Here is a 14,884-nt window from a genome sequence, read left to right on the forward strand (position 1 = left end):
GGAGCGCGGCGCGCCGGGCTCGGGCGGCGCCGCGGCGTGCAGGTCGAGGCTCATGGGGAGTCCTTCTCCTCGGCCGGCGTCACCCGCCACACGGGCGACGCCGGACTCTGCGGGCACCGCGGGTGGCTCAACCGGTCACTTACCGGCGGCCGCACCGTTCTTCAGGGCCGCCTGCCACTGCTCGCCGGCCGACTTGCCCTGCTCCACGGCGCGCAGCGTGTTCTCCACGGCGGTGCGGACCGCGTTGTTCTTCGGGCCGAGGTAGACCGGCTTCAGCTCGGTCGCGCCGGCGGCGAAGATCTTGCCGACCGGGGCCTTGCTGAAGTAGTCGTTGGTCGAGTCGGCGACGGCCGGGTCGGTGAGCGCCTGCGGGTTCGACGGCAGGTTGCCGACCGCCTTGTACGCGCCGATCTGACCCTTGGCGCTGGTCAGGAACTTGGCCAGCTCCGCGGCCTCCTTCTGGTGCTTGCTCGACTTCGGCACGCCCAGGAAGGAACCGCCCCAGTTGCCACCGGCGCCCGGCGCCTTGGCGATGTCCCACTTGCCGGCCGCCGCGTCACCGGCCTGGCCCTTGATGACACCGGTCATCCAGGCGGGGCAGGCGATGGTGGCGAAGGTGCCGTTCTTGAAGCCGGCGTTCCACTCGTTGGAGAACGACTGGAGGTTGTTGGACAGCCCGGCGGCGATCATCTTGGTGGTGAGGTCGTACGCCGTCTTCACGTCCGGGTTCTGGTCGATGACCATCTTGTTGCTCTTGTCGTAGTACGTGTAGCCGCTGCCCTGGCCCGCGACCTGCATCAGCACCACGTTGTAGAAGTTGGTCGCCGAGTCGACGAACTTGTGCTTCTTGTCGGCGGCGGCGAACTTCTGGCCGGTGGCGATGAACTCGTCCCAGGTCGGCCAGAGCGCGCCGACCTGCTCGCGGTCGGTGGGCAGCCCGGCGGCCTTGAACAGGTCGCTGCGGTAGCACAGCGCCATCGAGCCGACGTCGGTGCCGAGGCCCAGCACCTTGCCGTCGGGGGTGGTGCCCTGCTCCCACTTCCACGGCAGGAAGTTGCCCTTGAGGTCGTTCGCGCCGTGGTCGGCGAGGTTCACGAACTTGTCGGCCTGGGCGTAGAACTGGACGATGGTGCCCTCTTCCAGGGCCACCACGTCACCGGCGCCCGAGCCCGCGGTGATCTGCTGGGTCAGACGGGTGTTGTAGTCACCGAGGCCGAGACCCTTGCCCCGCTCCTGGATCTTGACGTTCGTGTGCTCCGCTTCGTACTGCTTGTACAGCTCTTCGTAGCCGAAGCCCTGGTCGCCGAAGACGTCGACGACCAGCGTGATCGGGCCGTCGCCGCTGCCGCTGTCGCCGCTGTCCGAGTCGTCGCCGCAGGCGGCGGTGGTGCCGAGCACGACGACGGACGCGAGCGCGATGGCCGCGAACCGCCGACGACGGATTGGGACGCTCATCCGAGACCCCTCTTTCGGTGGTGAGGCGATATCTGCTGTGTGGTGGGGGGTGCGTTTCGCGCGGGCCGGAGCGGGGCAGGAGGGAGATCCGCACCACTCTCGGGAGCGCTCCCATGAGGTTGCCGGGAGGTGACAGGGGTGTCAATAGACCGTTGGGAGCGTTCCCATTTCGTTACCGCGCCGCTGGCGACCCCTCCCCGGAGCCCGCGATCAGCGGCGCGCGGGCGGCGCGATCAGCAGCAGCGGCGCAGCAGGACGGTGGCGCGGCCGGCGTCGAACGCGGCCGGATCGAACGCCGGGCCGGCCCACTCGCGCATCGTCACGTGTTCCGGGTGCGCCGGGTCGGCGAGCGCCGCGAGCAGGACCGCATAGCCGGCCGGGCCGCCCACGTCCTCCGGCGGGCAGGCCCGCTCCCCGTCCAGGCAGACCGGGTAACGCTCGTCCGGGTCGGCGGCGCAGCAGTCCTCCACCACCAGGTCGTGCTCCCACCAGTCCCCGAAGTCGTAGGTGTAGCGGAACCGGTCGCCCTTGCCCACTACCGTGTCCAGCCGGACGTCCAGCTCGTCGCGCAGCGCCAGCTCGCCGTCCGGGTCGGGTTCGCCGTACTGCCGGCCGTCCACGTCGAACGAGTGCAGGTGGCAGTCGCGCCAGCCCATCGCGTGCTGGATCACCCGGTGCAGCCGGTCCAGCGTGTAGCCGCCGGGCACCAGCACCCGCCGCCACACCCGCGGCCGGACCCCGGCCAGCGACACCATGAGCTGGAAGATCTGACGCGACACGACGTCCCATCCTTCCTCGGCATAGGCTGCCTGCATGATCTGCCGAGCCTGCCGGGAACGGCGGCACGACGACTGTCCTGGCCGGAAGTGGTGCGACTGCCAGCACCGTACCCCCGAACCCACCCCTCCGGTCACCGGTCCGGCCGGCGAATGAGCGTCGGAACCCCGATCGAACGGATCTGGCCCGCACCCGTCACCGGCGCGCTGACCGATCCGGAACTCACCGCGCTCTACGGCCGGTCGGCCCGCCCGCACCTGCGGGTCAACTTCGTCGCCAGCGCCGACGGGGCGGTCACTCTGGACGGCTACTCCGCCGGGCTCTCCGGCGAGCCGGACAAGCGGGTCTTCGGGCTGCTGCGGATGCTCTGCGACGCTCTCGTGGTGGCCGCCGGCACGCTGCGGCACGAGGGCTACCGGGCGGTCCGGCTGAGCCCGGAACGCCGGGCCTGGCGCCGCGAACGCGGGCTGGCCGAGTTCCCGACGCTCGTGGTCGTCTCCGGCTCACTCGACCTCGACCCGGCCCAGGCCGCGTTCGCCGACGCCCCCGTCCGGCCGATCGTGCTCACCCACGCCGACGCCGTACCGCCGCCCGGCCTCACCGACGTCGCCGACCTGGTCCGCTGCGGCACCGCCCCGGTCACCAGCACCGACCGGGTCGACGGCAGCGGCCGGGTCGACTTGTCCGTGGGCCTGGCGGAGCTGCGCCGCCGAGGGCTGGACCAACTGCTCTGCGAGGGCGGCCCGCACCTGTTCGGCGCGCTCACCGCCGCCGACCTGGTCGACGAGCTGTGCCTGACCGTGGCGCCGCTGCTCGCCGGCGCCGGCCCGGGCCGGATCACCGCCGGGGACGCCAGCCCGCCCCGGCACCTGCCGCTGCGCCACGTGCTGGCCGCCGCCGACGGAGTGCTCATGTTGCGGTACGCCCGCGACCCCGCCGACCCCACACCCGCCGGATCCGCCCCCGCAGCCTGACCAGCTCCCGGCTCCCGGCTCCCGGCTCCCGGCTCCCGGCTCCCGGCTCCCGAGATCTTGGTACCAAACGGCCCCTATGAGGGCGCTCTCGTACCAAGATCTCCGAGCGTCCCGGAGAGCGGGACGTGGGTCTCGACATTGGGGGCGGCTCTCGCGCGCCAAGCAACCCGGGGTTCGCGGGGCGAGTGGAACGTCATGGGTGTCAGAAGCGCGCGGAGACACCCATGACGTTCCACCGAGTCAGCCGGGCCGGGGGCCGGAGACAGCGCCGGAGCGGGCAGAAACGTACGCACCGTGGCCGGGCGGATCCGGGCGGCTACCGTTCGGCGCACGCTCGGCGTGGCGTCCGCCGCGTCGCGTGGCAACCTGTCGCATCCCTCGGGCAGGATGCACGACGTGCACCGCCAACGGTACGACCAGCCGACCGGAGACCGCCGATGACCGACGACCAGCTCGACGGGCCCGGCGAGGGTGTCGGCCGGGTGCTCGGCACCGCCGACGCCACCCCGCTCACCTTCTGGACCGCGGTCGCGCCGGGCAGCTACCTGCAGCTGGACGACGTGGTGGTGACCCGCCGCGACCTGCCCGACCGGGAGCCGGTGACGATCGCCGGGGTGGTGACCCAGGTGCGTGCCCGGCACGAGGGGGCGCAGTTCGACTCCGACGTCTTCGCCATCGCCGACGGCACGCTGCCGGCGCAGGTGCAGGAGGCGGCCGAGGTGACGACCACGCGGGTCGACCCGGAGTTCTACGTGCCGCCGACGCCGGGCGCCGTGGTGCACCGGGCCGAGGGTGACGCGCGGGCGCGGGCGCTGCACTTCGACCGGATGGAGCGGCGGATCCCGATGGGGATGGGCCGCGACGGGGTGCCGGTCTACCTCAACGCCGACTTCCTCGACGGCACCCGGGGCGCGCACGTGTCGATCTCCGGCATCTCCGGCGTCGCGACCAAGACGAGTTTCGCCACGTTCCTGCTCTACTCGGTGTTCCGCTCCGGCGTGCTGGGCGGCGACGCGGTCAACGCGAAGGCGCTGATCTTCAACGTGAAGGGCGAGGACCTGCTCTTCCTCGACCACCCGAACAGCCGGCTCGACGATCCGACCCGGGCGGCGTACGCGAAGCTGGGCCTTGATGCCGGCGCGTTCCCGGACGTGCGGGTGTACGCCCCGCCGCGGGTCGGCGACTCCTCCGGCACGCCGGATGTGAGCAGCCGGCTCACCGGGGTGGACAGCTTCTACTGGACGCTGTCCGAGTTCTGCGCCGACCGGCTGCTGCCGTACGTGTTCGCCGACGCGGACGACGAGCGCCAGCAGTACACGATGGTGGTCCACTCGGTGGCCGCGCACCTGGCCCGTTACGCCCAGCCGGCCGACGGCGGAGTGAGTATCGACGGGGTACGGCTCGGCTCGTACGCGGATCTGGTCGACCACGTGGTCGAGCAGCTCAACGACGACGAGACGCGCGGCGAGTGGGCGGGCAGCGCGGTCGGGCTGGGCACCGTGAACGCGTTCGCCCGGCGGCTGATCGGCAGCAAGAAGGACCTGGGCCGGTTGATCCGTGGTGACCTGGCGACCCGCCGCCCGCACTCGATCAACACGGCGGAGAGCGCGCAGGTGACTGTGGTCGACCTGCACAACCTGCCCGACCGCGCGCAGCGGTTCGTGGTCGGTGTGACGCTCAAGAGCGAGTTCGAGCGCAAGGAGAAGGCGGGCACCGCCAAGCCGCTGCTGTTCGTCGTGCTGGACGAGCTGAACAAGTACGCGCCGCGGGAGGGCTCGTCGCCGATCAAGGAGGTGCTGCTCGACATCGCCGAGCGGGGCCGCTCGCTGGGCGTGATCCTGGTCGGCGCGCAGCAGACCGCCAGCGAGGTGGAACGGCGGATCGTCACCAACTCGGCGATCCGGGTGGTGGGCCGGCTCGACCCGGCCGAGGCGTCCCGCCCGGAGTACGGCTTCCTGCCGCCCGCCCAACGGCAGCGGGCGCTGCTGGCCAAGCCGGGCACGATGTTCGTCAACCAGCCGGACATCCCGGTGCCGCTCTGCCTGGAGTTCCCGTTCCCGGCGTGGGCCACCCGGGTCTCGGAGGCGGGCCGCGCGCCCTCGGAGACGCTACGGTCGATCACGCAGGCCGCCGATCCGTTCGCGGTGGTCGGCTCCGGCTCCTCCGACGACGACATCCCGTTCTAGGCGGCACCCAGATGAAGATCCTGCACACCTCCGACTGGCACGTCGGCAAGGTCCTCAAGGGGCAGTCCCGGGCCGAGGAGCACAAGCAGGTCCTCGCCCAGGTCATCGAGATCGCCCAGCGTGAGCGGCCCGACCTGGTCATCGTCGCCGGTGACCTGTACGACACCGCCGCGCCCACCCCGGAGGCGACGCGGCTGGTGACCCGGGCGCTCACCGCGTTGCGGCGTACCGGCGCGGACGTGGTGGCGATCGGCGGCAACCACGACAACGGCGCGGCGCTGGACGCGCTGCGCCCGTGGGCCGAGGCGGCCGGGATCACGCTGCGCGGCAGCGTCCGGGAGAACCCGGACGAGCACGTCGTCGACGGCGTCACCGCCGGCGGGGAACGCTGGCGGCTGGCCGCGCTGCCGTTCCTGTCCCAGCGGTACGCGGTGCGCGCGGTGGAGATGTACACGCTCACCCCGGCCGAGGCAAACCAGACGTACGCCGACCACCTGGGCCGGGTGCTGGACCGGCTCGCCGAGGGGTTCACCGAGCCGGACCGCGTGCACCTGGTGACCGCGCACCTGACAGTGGTCGGGGCGAGCACCGGCGGCGGCGAGCGGGACGCGCACACGGTGCTCGGATACGCGGTCCCGGCCACCGTCTTCCCCGGCAACGCGCACTACGTGGCGCTGGGTCACCTGCACCGCTCGCAGCGGGTCATCGGCCCGTGCCCGATCCGCTACAGCGGCAGCCCGCTCGCCGTCGACTTCGGCGAGCAGGAGAACGTCAGCTCGGTGACGATCGTGGAGGTCACGGCGACCACCGCCGCCCGCATCCGGGAGGTGCCGGTGCCGGGCGCGGTGCCGCTGCGCACGGTACGCGGCACGCTCGCGCAGCTCGCCGAGATCGAGGCGCCGGAGGGCTGGCTGCGCGTCTACGTCCGGGAGCAGCCCCGGGCCGGGCTGCGCGAGGAGGTGCAGGAGCTGCTGCCCCGGGCGCTGGAGATCCGGATCGACCCGGAGCTGGTGCCCGCGCCGGGCAGCGGGACCCGGACGGCCCAGCGGGCCGGGCGGTCGCCGGGCGAGTTGTTCGGCGACTACCTGGACAGCCGCGGGCACGCCGACGAGGGTGTCCGGGAACTCTTCGACGAGCTGCTCGAGGAGGTGGAGCACTGATGCGGCCGATGCGGCTGGACATGGCCGGGTTCACGGTGTTCCGCGACGAGACCACTGTCGACTTCACCGACGCGGACTTCTTCGCGCTGGTCGGGCCGACCGGTTCGGGCAAGTCGACGGTGCTCGACGCGATCTGCTTCGCGCTCTACGGCACGGTGCCGCGCTGGGGCGGCGCCCGGGGGCTGGCGAACGCGCTGGCGCCGTCGGCCACCGAGGCGCGGGTCCGGCTGGTCTTCGAGTCCGCCGGGGACCGCTACGTGGCGACCCGGGTGGTGCGCCGGGACGGCCGGGGCACCGTGAAGACGGCCAGCGCCGGGCTGCAGCTCATGCCGCCGGGCTTCGACGTCACCAAGCTCGACACCGGGCTCAGCCCGGAGGATCTGGGCGAGGTGGTGGCGGGCACCCCGGCCGAGATGGAACAGGCGGTGCTGGACGCGGTCGGGCTGCCGTACGAGCAGTTCACCTCCTGCGTGGTGCTGCCGCAGGGGCAGTTCGCCGACTTCCTGCACGCCAAGCCGGCCACCCGGCAGCAGATCCTGGTGAACCTGCTCGGGCTGGGCGTCTACGAGAACGTGCAGAAGAAGGCGGTCGAGCGGGCCGGGCAGGCCGAGGCGAAGCTGGAGACCGTCGACAAGCTGCTCGGCGGGCTCACCGACGTCGACGACGAGAGTCTGGCCGCCGCCCGGGAGCGGGTGGACGCGATGCGGGAGCTGGCCGCAGCGGTCGCTGCCGCCGTACCCGAATGGGAGCGGGCCCGGGCGACGGCGGGTGAGCGGGCCGCGGCGCTGGCCGCCCTCGACGCGGAGCTGGGTGTGCTGGCCGGGGTGCGGCCGCCGGACGGAACGGCCGAGCTGGCGCGGGCGGTGGCGGCGGCCCGGGTCGCCGCCGACGAGGCGGCGGGCGCGGTCGGCCTGGCCGAGGAGCGCGAGGAGAAGCTGCGCGGGGAGCTGACCGCCGCCGGTGACGAGAGCGCGTTGCGGTTGCACCTGAAGGCGTACGCGGACCGGGACCGGCTGACCGCGGAGGCGGCGACTGTGCGCGCGGCGGTGGACGCGGCGCGCGGCGAGCACGACGCGGCGGTGGCAGCGCTGGCGGCGGCGCGGGCGGACGCGCAGCGGGCCGAGACGGAGCTGGAGTCGGCGTTCCGCGCGCACGAGGACGCGAAGGCCGCCGACCAGGCGGCGGCGCTGCGGGCGCACCTGGTCGACGGCGCGCCCTGCCCGGTGTGCGAGCAGACGGTCACCACCGTGCCGGCGGTGCCGACGGGTTCGGCGGTGAGCCGGGCGATCGAGGCGGGCAAGGCGGCGCGGGCGGCGAGCGAGGCGGCCAAGCGGGTGGTGCAGGAACGCGACGCCGCGGCCCGCGACCTGGACCGGGTGCTGCTGCGCGCCCGGACCCAGCACGACCAGCTCGGCGCGCGCCTGGCCGAGCTGGACGAGCAGCTCACTGACGCACCCACGCCGGAACGGCTGCGGGAGGCGCTGGCCGAGCACGCCCGGCTGCGCGCCGCGCTGGAGGAGGCGGCCGGCGCGGTGCGGGCCGGGCGGGAGGCGGCCCGGCGGGCGCGGGGCGCGCTCGACGCCGCGCAGGATCGGCTGCGCCGGGCCTGGCGTGACTTCGACGCGGTACGCGACGGGCTGGCCCGGTTCGGGCCGCCGGCCGCCGACCGGGACGACGTGGCGGCGGCGTGGACGGCGCTGGCCGACTGGGCGGGCGAGCAGGCGCGGGCGCGGCGCGCGGACCGCGACGGGCTGGCCGAGTCGGTGGAGGCGGCGCAGCGGGCCGCGGCCGAGGTCGCCGACGGGATCGCCGCGTTGTTCACCGCGGCCGGGCTGGACGCCCCGCAGGACGCGCCGCGCGACGTGGCGGTGGCGGTGGAGCGGGCCGAGGCGGAGTTGCGCCGCCTGGACGAGCGCCGCGAGCAGGCCGCCGGGCTGCGGGAGCAGCGGGCCGGGCACGAGCACGAGGCGCGGGTGGCGCGGGCGCTCGCCTCGCACCTGCGGGCGAACAACTTCGAACGCTGGCTGCTCACCGAGGCGCTGGACCTGCTGGTCGACGGCGCGTCGCGGATCCTGCGGGAGCTGTCCGGCGGGCAGTACGACCTGGTGCACGACAAGGGCGAGTTCTTCGTGGTCGACCACCACGACGCGGGGCTGCGGCGCGGGGTGCGCACGCTGTCCGGCGGGGAGACGTTCCAGGCGTCGCTGGCGCTGGCGCTGGCGCTGTCCGAGCAGCTCGCCGGCATGTCCACCACCGCGGCCAGCCTGGAGTCGATCGTCCTGGACGAGGGTTTCGGCACGCTCGACGCGGCGACGCTGGACACGGTCGCGGCGACGCTGGAAAACCTGGCCGCCCGGGGCGACCGGATGGTCGGCGTGGTCACCCACGTGCCGGCGCTGGCCGAGCGGATCCCGGTCCGGTTCGAGGTGCGCAAGGACGCGCGGACGGCCCGCGTGGAACGGACCGGCCTGTGACGTCACAGTCGCCGGCGTTCTTCGTCGACGCCTGGGATCCGGCGTACGGCGCGTCGTTCGAGGCTGCGGGCGGGTCCGGTCCGGCCGCGCCGAGCAGCGCCCAGGTGGACGCCGACGTCGAGCTGCCGGCCACCGACTGGCGGGCGATCGGCCCCCGCGCGGGCGTGCGGTCGCCGGACGTGGTGCTGCTCGTCGACGGGGTACGCCGGATCGACGCCAGCGTCTGGACGGCCGAGGAGGACGGCGGCTCGTTCCCCGGCATCGCCGCCTCGTACGCGGCCGGTGTGGTCCGCTGCGACCTGGACCGGGGCGCCGCCGAGATGGCCGGCGCCCGGGTGGGCCGGGGGTTGTTCACGGCGAGCCCGTCGGCGCAGGACGTGGTCGCCGGGACTGTGCGTTACCCGGTGCACCGGGTCAGCGGCACCGGTGAGCTGAGCAAGCTGCCCGCGGCGGTGCAGGCGCCGCTGACCGCGCTGGAGGTGGCCGTCTCCGACGCGGTACGCACCGACGGCGACCTGCTGGTGGTGGACGGCCCGCTGCGCAGCCGGCGGAACCTGCCGCGCACGCTCGGGTACATCAAGACGCAGCACAGCCAATACCTGGACGGGCGGCTGACCGCTGTGGTGACCGGGCTGGCGCCGGGTGAGCGATGCCCGGTGTTCCGGCTGGGCACGGCGTGGGGCGGCTGGTCGTGGTATCTGCGGCTGCCGGTGCACGCCGGGGCGCCGTGGGCCGGGATCGTGCGGGTGGAGTGCTCGGCCGACCTGACCGTGCCGGAGGCGATCGCGCTGGCCGACCTGTCGCTGGTGACGCTGCCCCGGTTCGCCTCCACCCCGTACAAGGATCCGCGTGCCCCGCAGAACCTGGTGCCGATCGCCGGGCTGGAACGCCGGTTACGCGGGATGCTCGGCGACGCGCGGCTGCTGCACCGCGTGCTCACCGCGGCGGCGCGCGGAATGCGGCGCTGATGGGCCGGCGACGCGACGCCGACCGGGTGGTGGCCGACGTCGACACCGGGCGGGCCGAACTGGTGCCGGACCGGGACCGTCCGGGCTCGTGGACGTTGCTGCTGGACGGTGCGCCGCAGTCGCATGTGGACCTGACCGATCCGGCTCACCTGGAGTTCGAGTACGTCCGGCGGCTGGCCGCCGCGCTGGACCTGGTGGCGCCGGCCGGGGCGCCGCTGCGGGTGCTGCACCTGGGCGGCGGCGCGCTCACCCTGCCCCGGTACGTGCAGGCCACCCGCCCGGGTTCGACGCAGCGGGTGTCCGAGGTGGACGGCGCGCTGGTGGAGCTGGTCCGCCGCGAGCTGCCGTGGCCTGCCGATCCGCGCCTGCGGGTACGGGTGGCCGACGCGCGGGCGACGCTGACGTCGAGCCGGGACGGCGCGTACGACGTGATCGTGGCCGACGTGTTCGCGGGTGCCCGTACCCCCGCGCACCTCACCTCGGTGGAGTACGCCGCCGAGGTGGCCCGGGTGCTGGCGCCCGGCGGCAGCTATCTGGCGAACGTGGCCGACGGCCCGCCGCTGCGGCACGCGAAGGCGCAGGTCGCCACAGTGCGTACCGTGCTGCCCCGGGCCTGCCTGGTCGGCGACGCGGCGGTGCTGCGCGGCCGCCGGTACGGCAACCTGGTGCTGGTGGCGTCCCGGGTGGAGCCGCCGGTGCCGGAGCTGGCCCGGCGGGCGGCCGGCGACTGGTTCCCCGGCCGGGTGCTGGCCGGCGCGGAGCTGGACCGCTTCACCGGCGGCGCGGCGGTGGTCCACGACGCGGGCGCCGTCGACTCCACTCCCCCGCCGCCCGGAATTTTTTCCGTCAAACGTTGATCCGATCGGCTGGTGGCTGCGTATCACCGGGCGGCCATGCCCGTGGGGGGCCGGCTGATGTCATTGGACAGCGGAGGTCTGCATGCATGCGGTGGCGGCCGGCTGGCACGGCGAAGTGGCGCGGCCCGAGTGGATGTTCGCCCGGGCACAACCACACTCGCGCGCCTCGCGTTCCCGCCGGGGGGTCGACGCCCGGCCCGCCGATCGCCAGAATGACCCGGTGCCGCCGCGACCCGCTCCCGGACGCCACCAGGCGACCTCCGCCGAGGCCAGCCACTCCGACCAGCTGATCCGCCTGCTGTACGCCGAGCACGCCGGCCCGCTGCTGATGTTCGTGATGCGGCTGACCGGCGGGGACCGGCAGCGGGCCGAGGACATCGTGCAGGAGACGCTGCTGCGGGCCTGGCGCAACGCGCACCGGCTCGGCGTGCAGGGCCAGGGCTCGTTGCGTCCCTGGCTGGTCACGGTGGCCCGGCGGATCGCGATCGACGAGCACCGCAGCGAGCAGGCCCGCCCGCCGGAGACGTACGACCGGGATCTGACCGCGTTCGCCGAGGCGGACAGCACCGACCGGGTCCTGCGCACGATGACGGTGGCGGACGCGCTGCGTACGCTGAGCCAGTCGCACCGGGAGATCCTGGTGGCGACGTACTTCCGGGGGCGCACCGTGCCGGAGGCGGCCGAGGAGCTGGGGCTTCCGCTCGGCACCGCCAAGTCGCGGGTCTACTACGCGCTGCGCGCGCTGCGCACGGCTCTGCAGGAGAGGGGGGTGACCGAATGAGCCGGGCCGACCACATGGACGTCGCCGCGTACGCGCTCGGCGTGCTGGACGCGGAGGACGCGGAGCGGTTCGAGGAGCACCTGGCCACCTGCTGGGCCTGCGCGGCGGAACTGGAGACGATGGTCCCGGTGGTGGGGCTGCTCTCCGGCATCGACGGCGAGGCGATGGCCGCGCTGGAGCAGACGCACACCGATCCGGCGCTGCTGGACCGGACGCTGGTGGCGGTGCGGCGGGACCGCCGTCGTACCCGGGTGCGGCAGTTGCTGGCGACAGCGGCGGCAGTGGTGGTGTTCGGCGGCCTGAGCGGGGTCGCCGCCGGGATGCTCGGCGACGAGCCGGGGCCGACGCCGCAGGCCGGGCCGACGCAGACCGCGCCGACCGCGGCGCCGAGCGGCGAGCCGGGCAACCCGAACGACCCGGGCGTCGGCGGGGAGAAGCCGATCGAGGGCGACCAGCACAACGCCACCGACGCGGGCACCGGCGTGCAGACCACGATGTGGCTGGCGCGCAAGGAGTACGGCACGCAGATCTCGGTGCAGCTGAGCCGCCTGCCCGGGCCGCGTGTCTGCCGGCTGGTGGTGGTGCGCAAGAACGCCACGAGCGAGGTCATCTCCACCTGGTCGGTGCCGGCCGGCGGCTACGGCACGAACCAGAACCAGCTTCCGCTGGAGCTGACCGCGTCCACCTCCGCCCCGGTGCGCGACATCGACAAGCTTCAGGTGCAGTCGGTGGACGCGAACGGGGTGGCGAGTCCGCTGGTGACGGTGGACGACATCTGATCCGGTACGACGACGGCGTCGGGCGGCTGGACCGCCCGGCGCCGTCTTGTCGTGTCCGGGCCGGCGGACCCCCTCGTGCTGACGCACGCGCCAGAACGGCTGTCGGTTCAATCAGTCCACTGTGAAATGTGCCACCGTTTCGATTTCAACCTTGACAGTGCCGCGCCCGTACTACTCGGCGAACTGCCAAGAACGAGGAGGGCACGTGGCACACCACAAGCGGACGACCGTCATCGTCGCGAGCGCGATGGTCGCACTTACGGCCTGCGCCCCCGCAGGCTACAACGGGGCGAACTCGAGCGCGGCCGAGCCGGTCGCCGTCGCCGCGGCCGAACCCACCGCGGCGGCCGAACCGGAGGCGTCGGCGGCTCCCGAGGAGGAGCCGGTCGCGGACAAGGCGCCCCCGGCCAACGTGAAGATCACCGACGAGCTGGTCGGCAAGAAGCTGCCCCGGATGGGCCGCGTCGTCACCGACCAGGACGGCTGGGTGCTGTACCGGTTCGACAAGGACTCCGACGACCCGCCGCAGTCCAACTGCGTGGACAAGTGCGCCGAGGTCTGGCCGCCGTCGCTCACCGACGGCAACCCGAAGCTGCGTGGCGTCTCCGACGACAAGGTCGGCACCATCACCCGCCAGGACGGCACCCGGCAGCTCACCATCGGCGGCTGGCCGGTCTACCGCTACATCGGCGACAAGAAGCCGGGCCAGTGGAAGGGCCAGGGCGTCGGCGGCACCTGGTTCGTGGTCGACCCGAACGGCAAGAAGAACCTGACCTGCCTGCCCACCGGCACGCCCAAGCCGGTCGCGCCGCCCGCGGCGGGCAGCTCGAACAGCTCCGGCGGCGGGTCGGACTACTCGTACTGACGCACCAGGTCACGGTGACCGGTCGCCGCCGGGGAGGGCGCGGCCGGTCATCGTCGGGAACCCGGGAGGCGGGGCGCACCGGCATCGCCCCGCCTCCCGGCTCGGCGTGTCCGGCGTCACCGCCGGGACGCGTGGCAGAGTGGCCGGGTGACCTCGCCCGCCGCCCGCCGCACGCTGCGCCCCCCGGCCGGCTACCGGCTGGCCGCGTCGGTGCGGGCGCTCACGTTCAGCCCGTACGACCCGTGCGCGCGGATCGCCGCCGGCACGTTCTGGTGGGCCACCCGCACCCCGGACGGACCGGCCACGCTGGCGCTGCGCCCGGAGGCCGGCGAGCTGACCGCCGAGGGGTACGGCCCCGGCGCCGGCTGGGTGGTCGAGCGGGCCGACCGGATCGCCGGACTGTGCGACGACCTGACCGGGTTCGCCGCGCTCGCCGCCGCGCACCCGCTGGTGGCCCGCCTCGCCCACACGCACCACGGGCTGCGGATGCCCGCCACCGGCCAGATCTTCCCCCGGCTGCTGCGGGCCGTCTTCGAGCAGAAGGTCACCGGCAAGGAGGCGTACCGGGCGTACGCCGCCACCGTGCGGCACTTCCGCGAACCCGCCCCGGGTCCGCTGCAACCACTGCTGCTGCCGCCGGAGCCGGCCGCGGTGGCGGCCACGCCGTACTGGGTGTTCCACCCGTTCGGCGTGGAACAGCGACGCGCCGACACGCTGCGCCGCGCGGCGGCCGTCGCGGACCGGCTGGAACGCTGCGCCGACTCGGCCGAGGCCACCCGGCGGCTCACCGCGATCCCCGGCATCGGGCCGTGGACCGCCGCCGAGGTGGTGCGCATCGCGTACGGCGACCCGGACGCGGTCAGCGTCGGCGACTACCACGTGCCGAACACGGTGGCCTGGGCGCTGGCCGGTGAGCCGCGCGGTGACGACGCCCGGATGCTGGCGCTGCTGGCGCCGTTCCAGGGGCACCGTGGCCGGGTCTGCGTGCTGCTGGAGGCGGCCGGGATCCAGGCGCCGAAGTACGGCCCGCGCGCCCCGATCCGCTCGTTCGCCCGCTACTGACCGCTCAGCGCCGCCGGCACAGCCGCCGCAGCGTCCGGCCCAGCCACCAGGCGTACGCCCGCTGGAAGCCGAGCACGACCGGCCCGCCGGCCCGCACGTACCAGTGGGCGGGGCGACTGAACGCGGTCACCTCGAACCAGACGCCGTCGGCGCCCCGGGTGACCAGGAACGCCTCCTCACCGACCTCCGGGTGCCCGGGCAGCGTGCCGTAGCCGAACCCGGCCCGGTCCGGCTCGTCCACCACCCAGACCACCTCGGTCGGGCCCCACAGCCGCACCGGGCCGACGCCCAGTCCCGGCGTGACACGTACCCCGGGCGCCGCGCGCGGCGCGTCCGCGCGCATCACCACGCCCGCGGCGCGGTGCAGCCGCCAGCCCAGCAGCGCGTCCGCCGCGACCGGGAAGCCGCCGTCCGGCAGCCGGACCCGGTGGCGCAGGTGGTGGTAGCCGGCCGGCAGGCCGCCGGCGCGGGTCGCGCCCACCTCCGGGTACGTCAGCTCGGGCACGCCGGTCACCTCCACGCTGATGGGAACACCCCCGCCAGCGT

General features: G+C 74.3%; 13 protein-coding genes. 10 read left to right on the forward strand and 3 right to left on the reverse strand.

Going from position 1 to position 14,884, the window contains the following annotated elements; all coding sequences use genetic code 11:
* Positions 1–135: 135 nt before the first annotated feature.
* Positions 136–1,455 carry an ABC transporter substrate-binding protein gene (locus DQE82_RS00005; RefSeq protein WP_043325608.1) on the reverse strand — a complete coding sequence of 440 codons (1,320 nt, stop codon included), beginning with the start codon at positions 1,453–1,455 and terminating at the stop codon, positions 136–138.
* A gap of 233 nt (positions 1,456–1,688) precedes the next feature.
* Positions 1,689–2,234, reverse strand: coding sequence for a plasmid pRiA4b ORF-3 family protein (locus DQE82_RS00010; protein WP_043325609.1), 546 nt, complete (start codon positions 2,232–2,234; stop codon positions 1,689–1,691).
* A 150-nt stretch (positions 2,235–2,384) separates the two neighbouring features.
* On the opposite strand from DQE82_RS00010, the gene DQE82_RS00015 reads away from it, so the two are divergent.
* The 10 genes from DQE82_RS00015 to DQE82_RS00060 all read left to right on the forward strand — a co-directional run bounded on the left by DQE82_RS00015 (position 2,385) and on the right by DQE82_RS00060 (position 14,338).
* Positions 2,385–3,206, forward strand: a complete 822-nt coding sequence (locus DQE82_RS00015; protein ID WP_113971718.1) for a pyrimidine reductase family protein — start codon at positions 2,385–2,387, stop codon at positions 3,204–3,206.
* A 437-nt stretch (positions 3,207–3,643) separates the two neighbouring features.
* On the forward strand, positions 3,644–5,392 hold the full coding sequence (locus tag DQE82_RS00020) for an ATP-binding protein (protein WP_043325613.1): 1,749 nt from the start codon (positions 3,644–3,646) through the stop codon (positions 5,390–5,392).
* A gap of 11 nt (positions 5,393–5,403) precedes the next feature.
* A complete protein-coding gene (locus DQE82_RS00025) occupies positions 5,404–6,552 on the forward strand; it encodes an exonuclease SbcCD subunit D (protein WP_043325615.1) in 1,149 nt (382 codons plus the stop codon).
* On the forward strand, positions 6,552–9,026 hold the full coding sequence (locus tag DQE82_RS00030; RefSeq protein ID WP_113971719.1) for an AAA family ATPase: 2,475 nt from the start codon (positions 6,552–6,554) through the stop codon (positions 9,024–9,026). Before DQE82_RS00025 ends, DQE82_RS00030 begins: the two co-directional genes overlap by 1 nt.
* Positions 9,023–9,994 (forward strand): hypothetical protein, encoded by a 972-nt coding sequence (locus tag DQE82_RS00035; protein ID WP_113971720.1) that lies wholly within the window; start codon positions 9,023–9,025, stop codon positions 9,992–9,994. Before DQE82_RS00030 ends, DQE82_RS00035 begins: the two co-directional genes overlap by 4 nt.
* Positions 9,994–10,851, forward strand: coding sequence for a spermidine synthase (locus DQE82_RS00040; RefSeq protein ID WP_043325620.1), 858 nt, complete (start codon positions 9,994–9,996; stop codon positions 10,849–10,851). Before DQE82_RS00035 ends, DQE82_RS00040 begins: the two co-directional genes overlap by 1 nt.
* An 82-nt stretch (positions 10,852–10,933) precedes the next feature.
* Positions 10,934–11,632 (forward strand): sigma-70 family RNA polymerase sigma factor, encoded by a 699-nt coding sequence (locus tag DQE82_RS00045; protein ID WP_030503038.1) that lies wholly within the window; start codon positions 10,934–10,936, stop codon positions 11,630–11,632.
* On the forward strand, positions 11,629–12,411 hold the full coding sequence (locus DQE82_RS00050) for an anti-sigma factor (RefSeq protein ID WP_030503037.1): 783 nt from the start codon (positions 11,629–11,631) through the stop codon (positions 12,409–12,411). The genes DQE82_RS00045 and DQE82_RS00050 overlap by 4 nt, the downstream gene beginning before the upstream one ends.
* Positions 12,412–12,616: 205 nt before the next feature.
* Positions 12,617–13,276: a hypothetical protein gene (locus DQE82_RS00055; protein ID WP_064447175.1), complete on the forward strand. Its 660-nt coding sequence runs from the start codon at positions 12,617–12,619 to the stop codon at positions 13,274–13,276.
* 147 nt (positions 13,277–13,423) lie between these two features.
* Complete coding sequence (locus tag DQE82_RS00060) at positions 13,424–14,338, forward strand: DNA-3-methyladenine glycosylase (RefSeq protein ID WP_113971721.1); 915 nt, start codon at positions 13,424–13,426, stop codon at positions 14,336–14,338.
* Positions 14,339–14,342: 4 nt separating this feature from the next.
* Here the strand turns inward: DQE82_RS00060 and DQE82_RS00065 are convergent, their stop codons facing one another.
* Complete coding sequence (locus DQE82_RS00065) at positions 14,343–14,864, reverse strand: DUF1990 family protein (protein ID WP_113972329.1); 522 nt, start codon at positions 14,862–14,864, stop codon at positions 14,343–14,345.
* Positions 14,865–14,884: the final 20 nt, after the last annotated feature.

The sequence above is a fragment of the Micromonospora sp. LHW51205 genome, from assembly GCF_003315815.1.
In the GTDB taxonomy this organism is placed as follows: domain Bacteria; phylum Actinomycetota; class Actinomycetes; order Mycobacteriales; family Micromonosporaceae; genus Micromonospora; species Micromonospora chalcea.

What these genes read in the sequence shown, in the direction of transcription:
- DQE82_RS00005 (WP_043325608.1), bottom strand. Translation starts at nt 1,455, where the DNA reads ATGAGCGTCCCAATCCGTCGTCGGCGGTTCGCGGCCATCGCGCTCGCG.
- DQE82_RS00020 (WP_043325613.1), top strand. Translation starts at nt 3,644, where the DNA reads ATGACCGACGACCAGCTCGACGGGCCCGGCGAGGGTGTCGGCCGGGTG.
- DQE82_RS00015 (WP_113971718.1), top strand. Translation starts at nt 2,385, where the DNA reads ATGAGCGTCGGAACCCCGATCGAACGGATCTGGCCCGCACCCGTCACC.
- DQE82_RS00040 (WP_043325620.1), top strand. Translation starts at nt 9,994, where the DNA reads ATGGGCCGGCGACGCGACGCCGACCGGGTGGTGGCCGACGTCGACACC.
- DQE82_RS00045 (WP_030503038.1), top strand. Translation starts at nt 10,934, where the DNA reads ATGCATGCGGTGGCGGCCGGCTGGCACGGCGAAGTGGCGCGGCCCGAG.
- DQE82_RS00025 (WP_043325615.1), top strand. Translation starts at nt 5,404, where the DNA reads ATGAAGATCCTGCACACCTCCGACTGGCACGTCGGCAAGGTCCTCAAG.
- DQE82_RS00050 (WP_030503037.1), top strand. Translation starts at nt 11,629, where the DNA reads ATGAGCCGGGCCGACCACATGGACGTCGCCGCGTACGCGCTCGGCGTG.
- DQE82_RS00030 (WP_113971719.1), top strand. Translation starts at nt 6,552, where the DNA reads ATGCGGCCGATGCGGCTGGACATGGCCGGGTTCACGGTGTTCCGCGAC.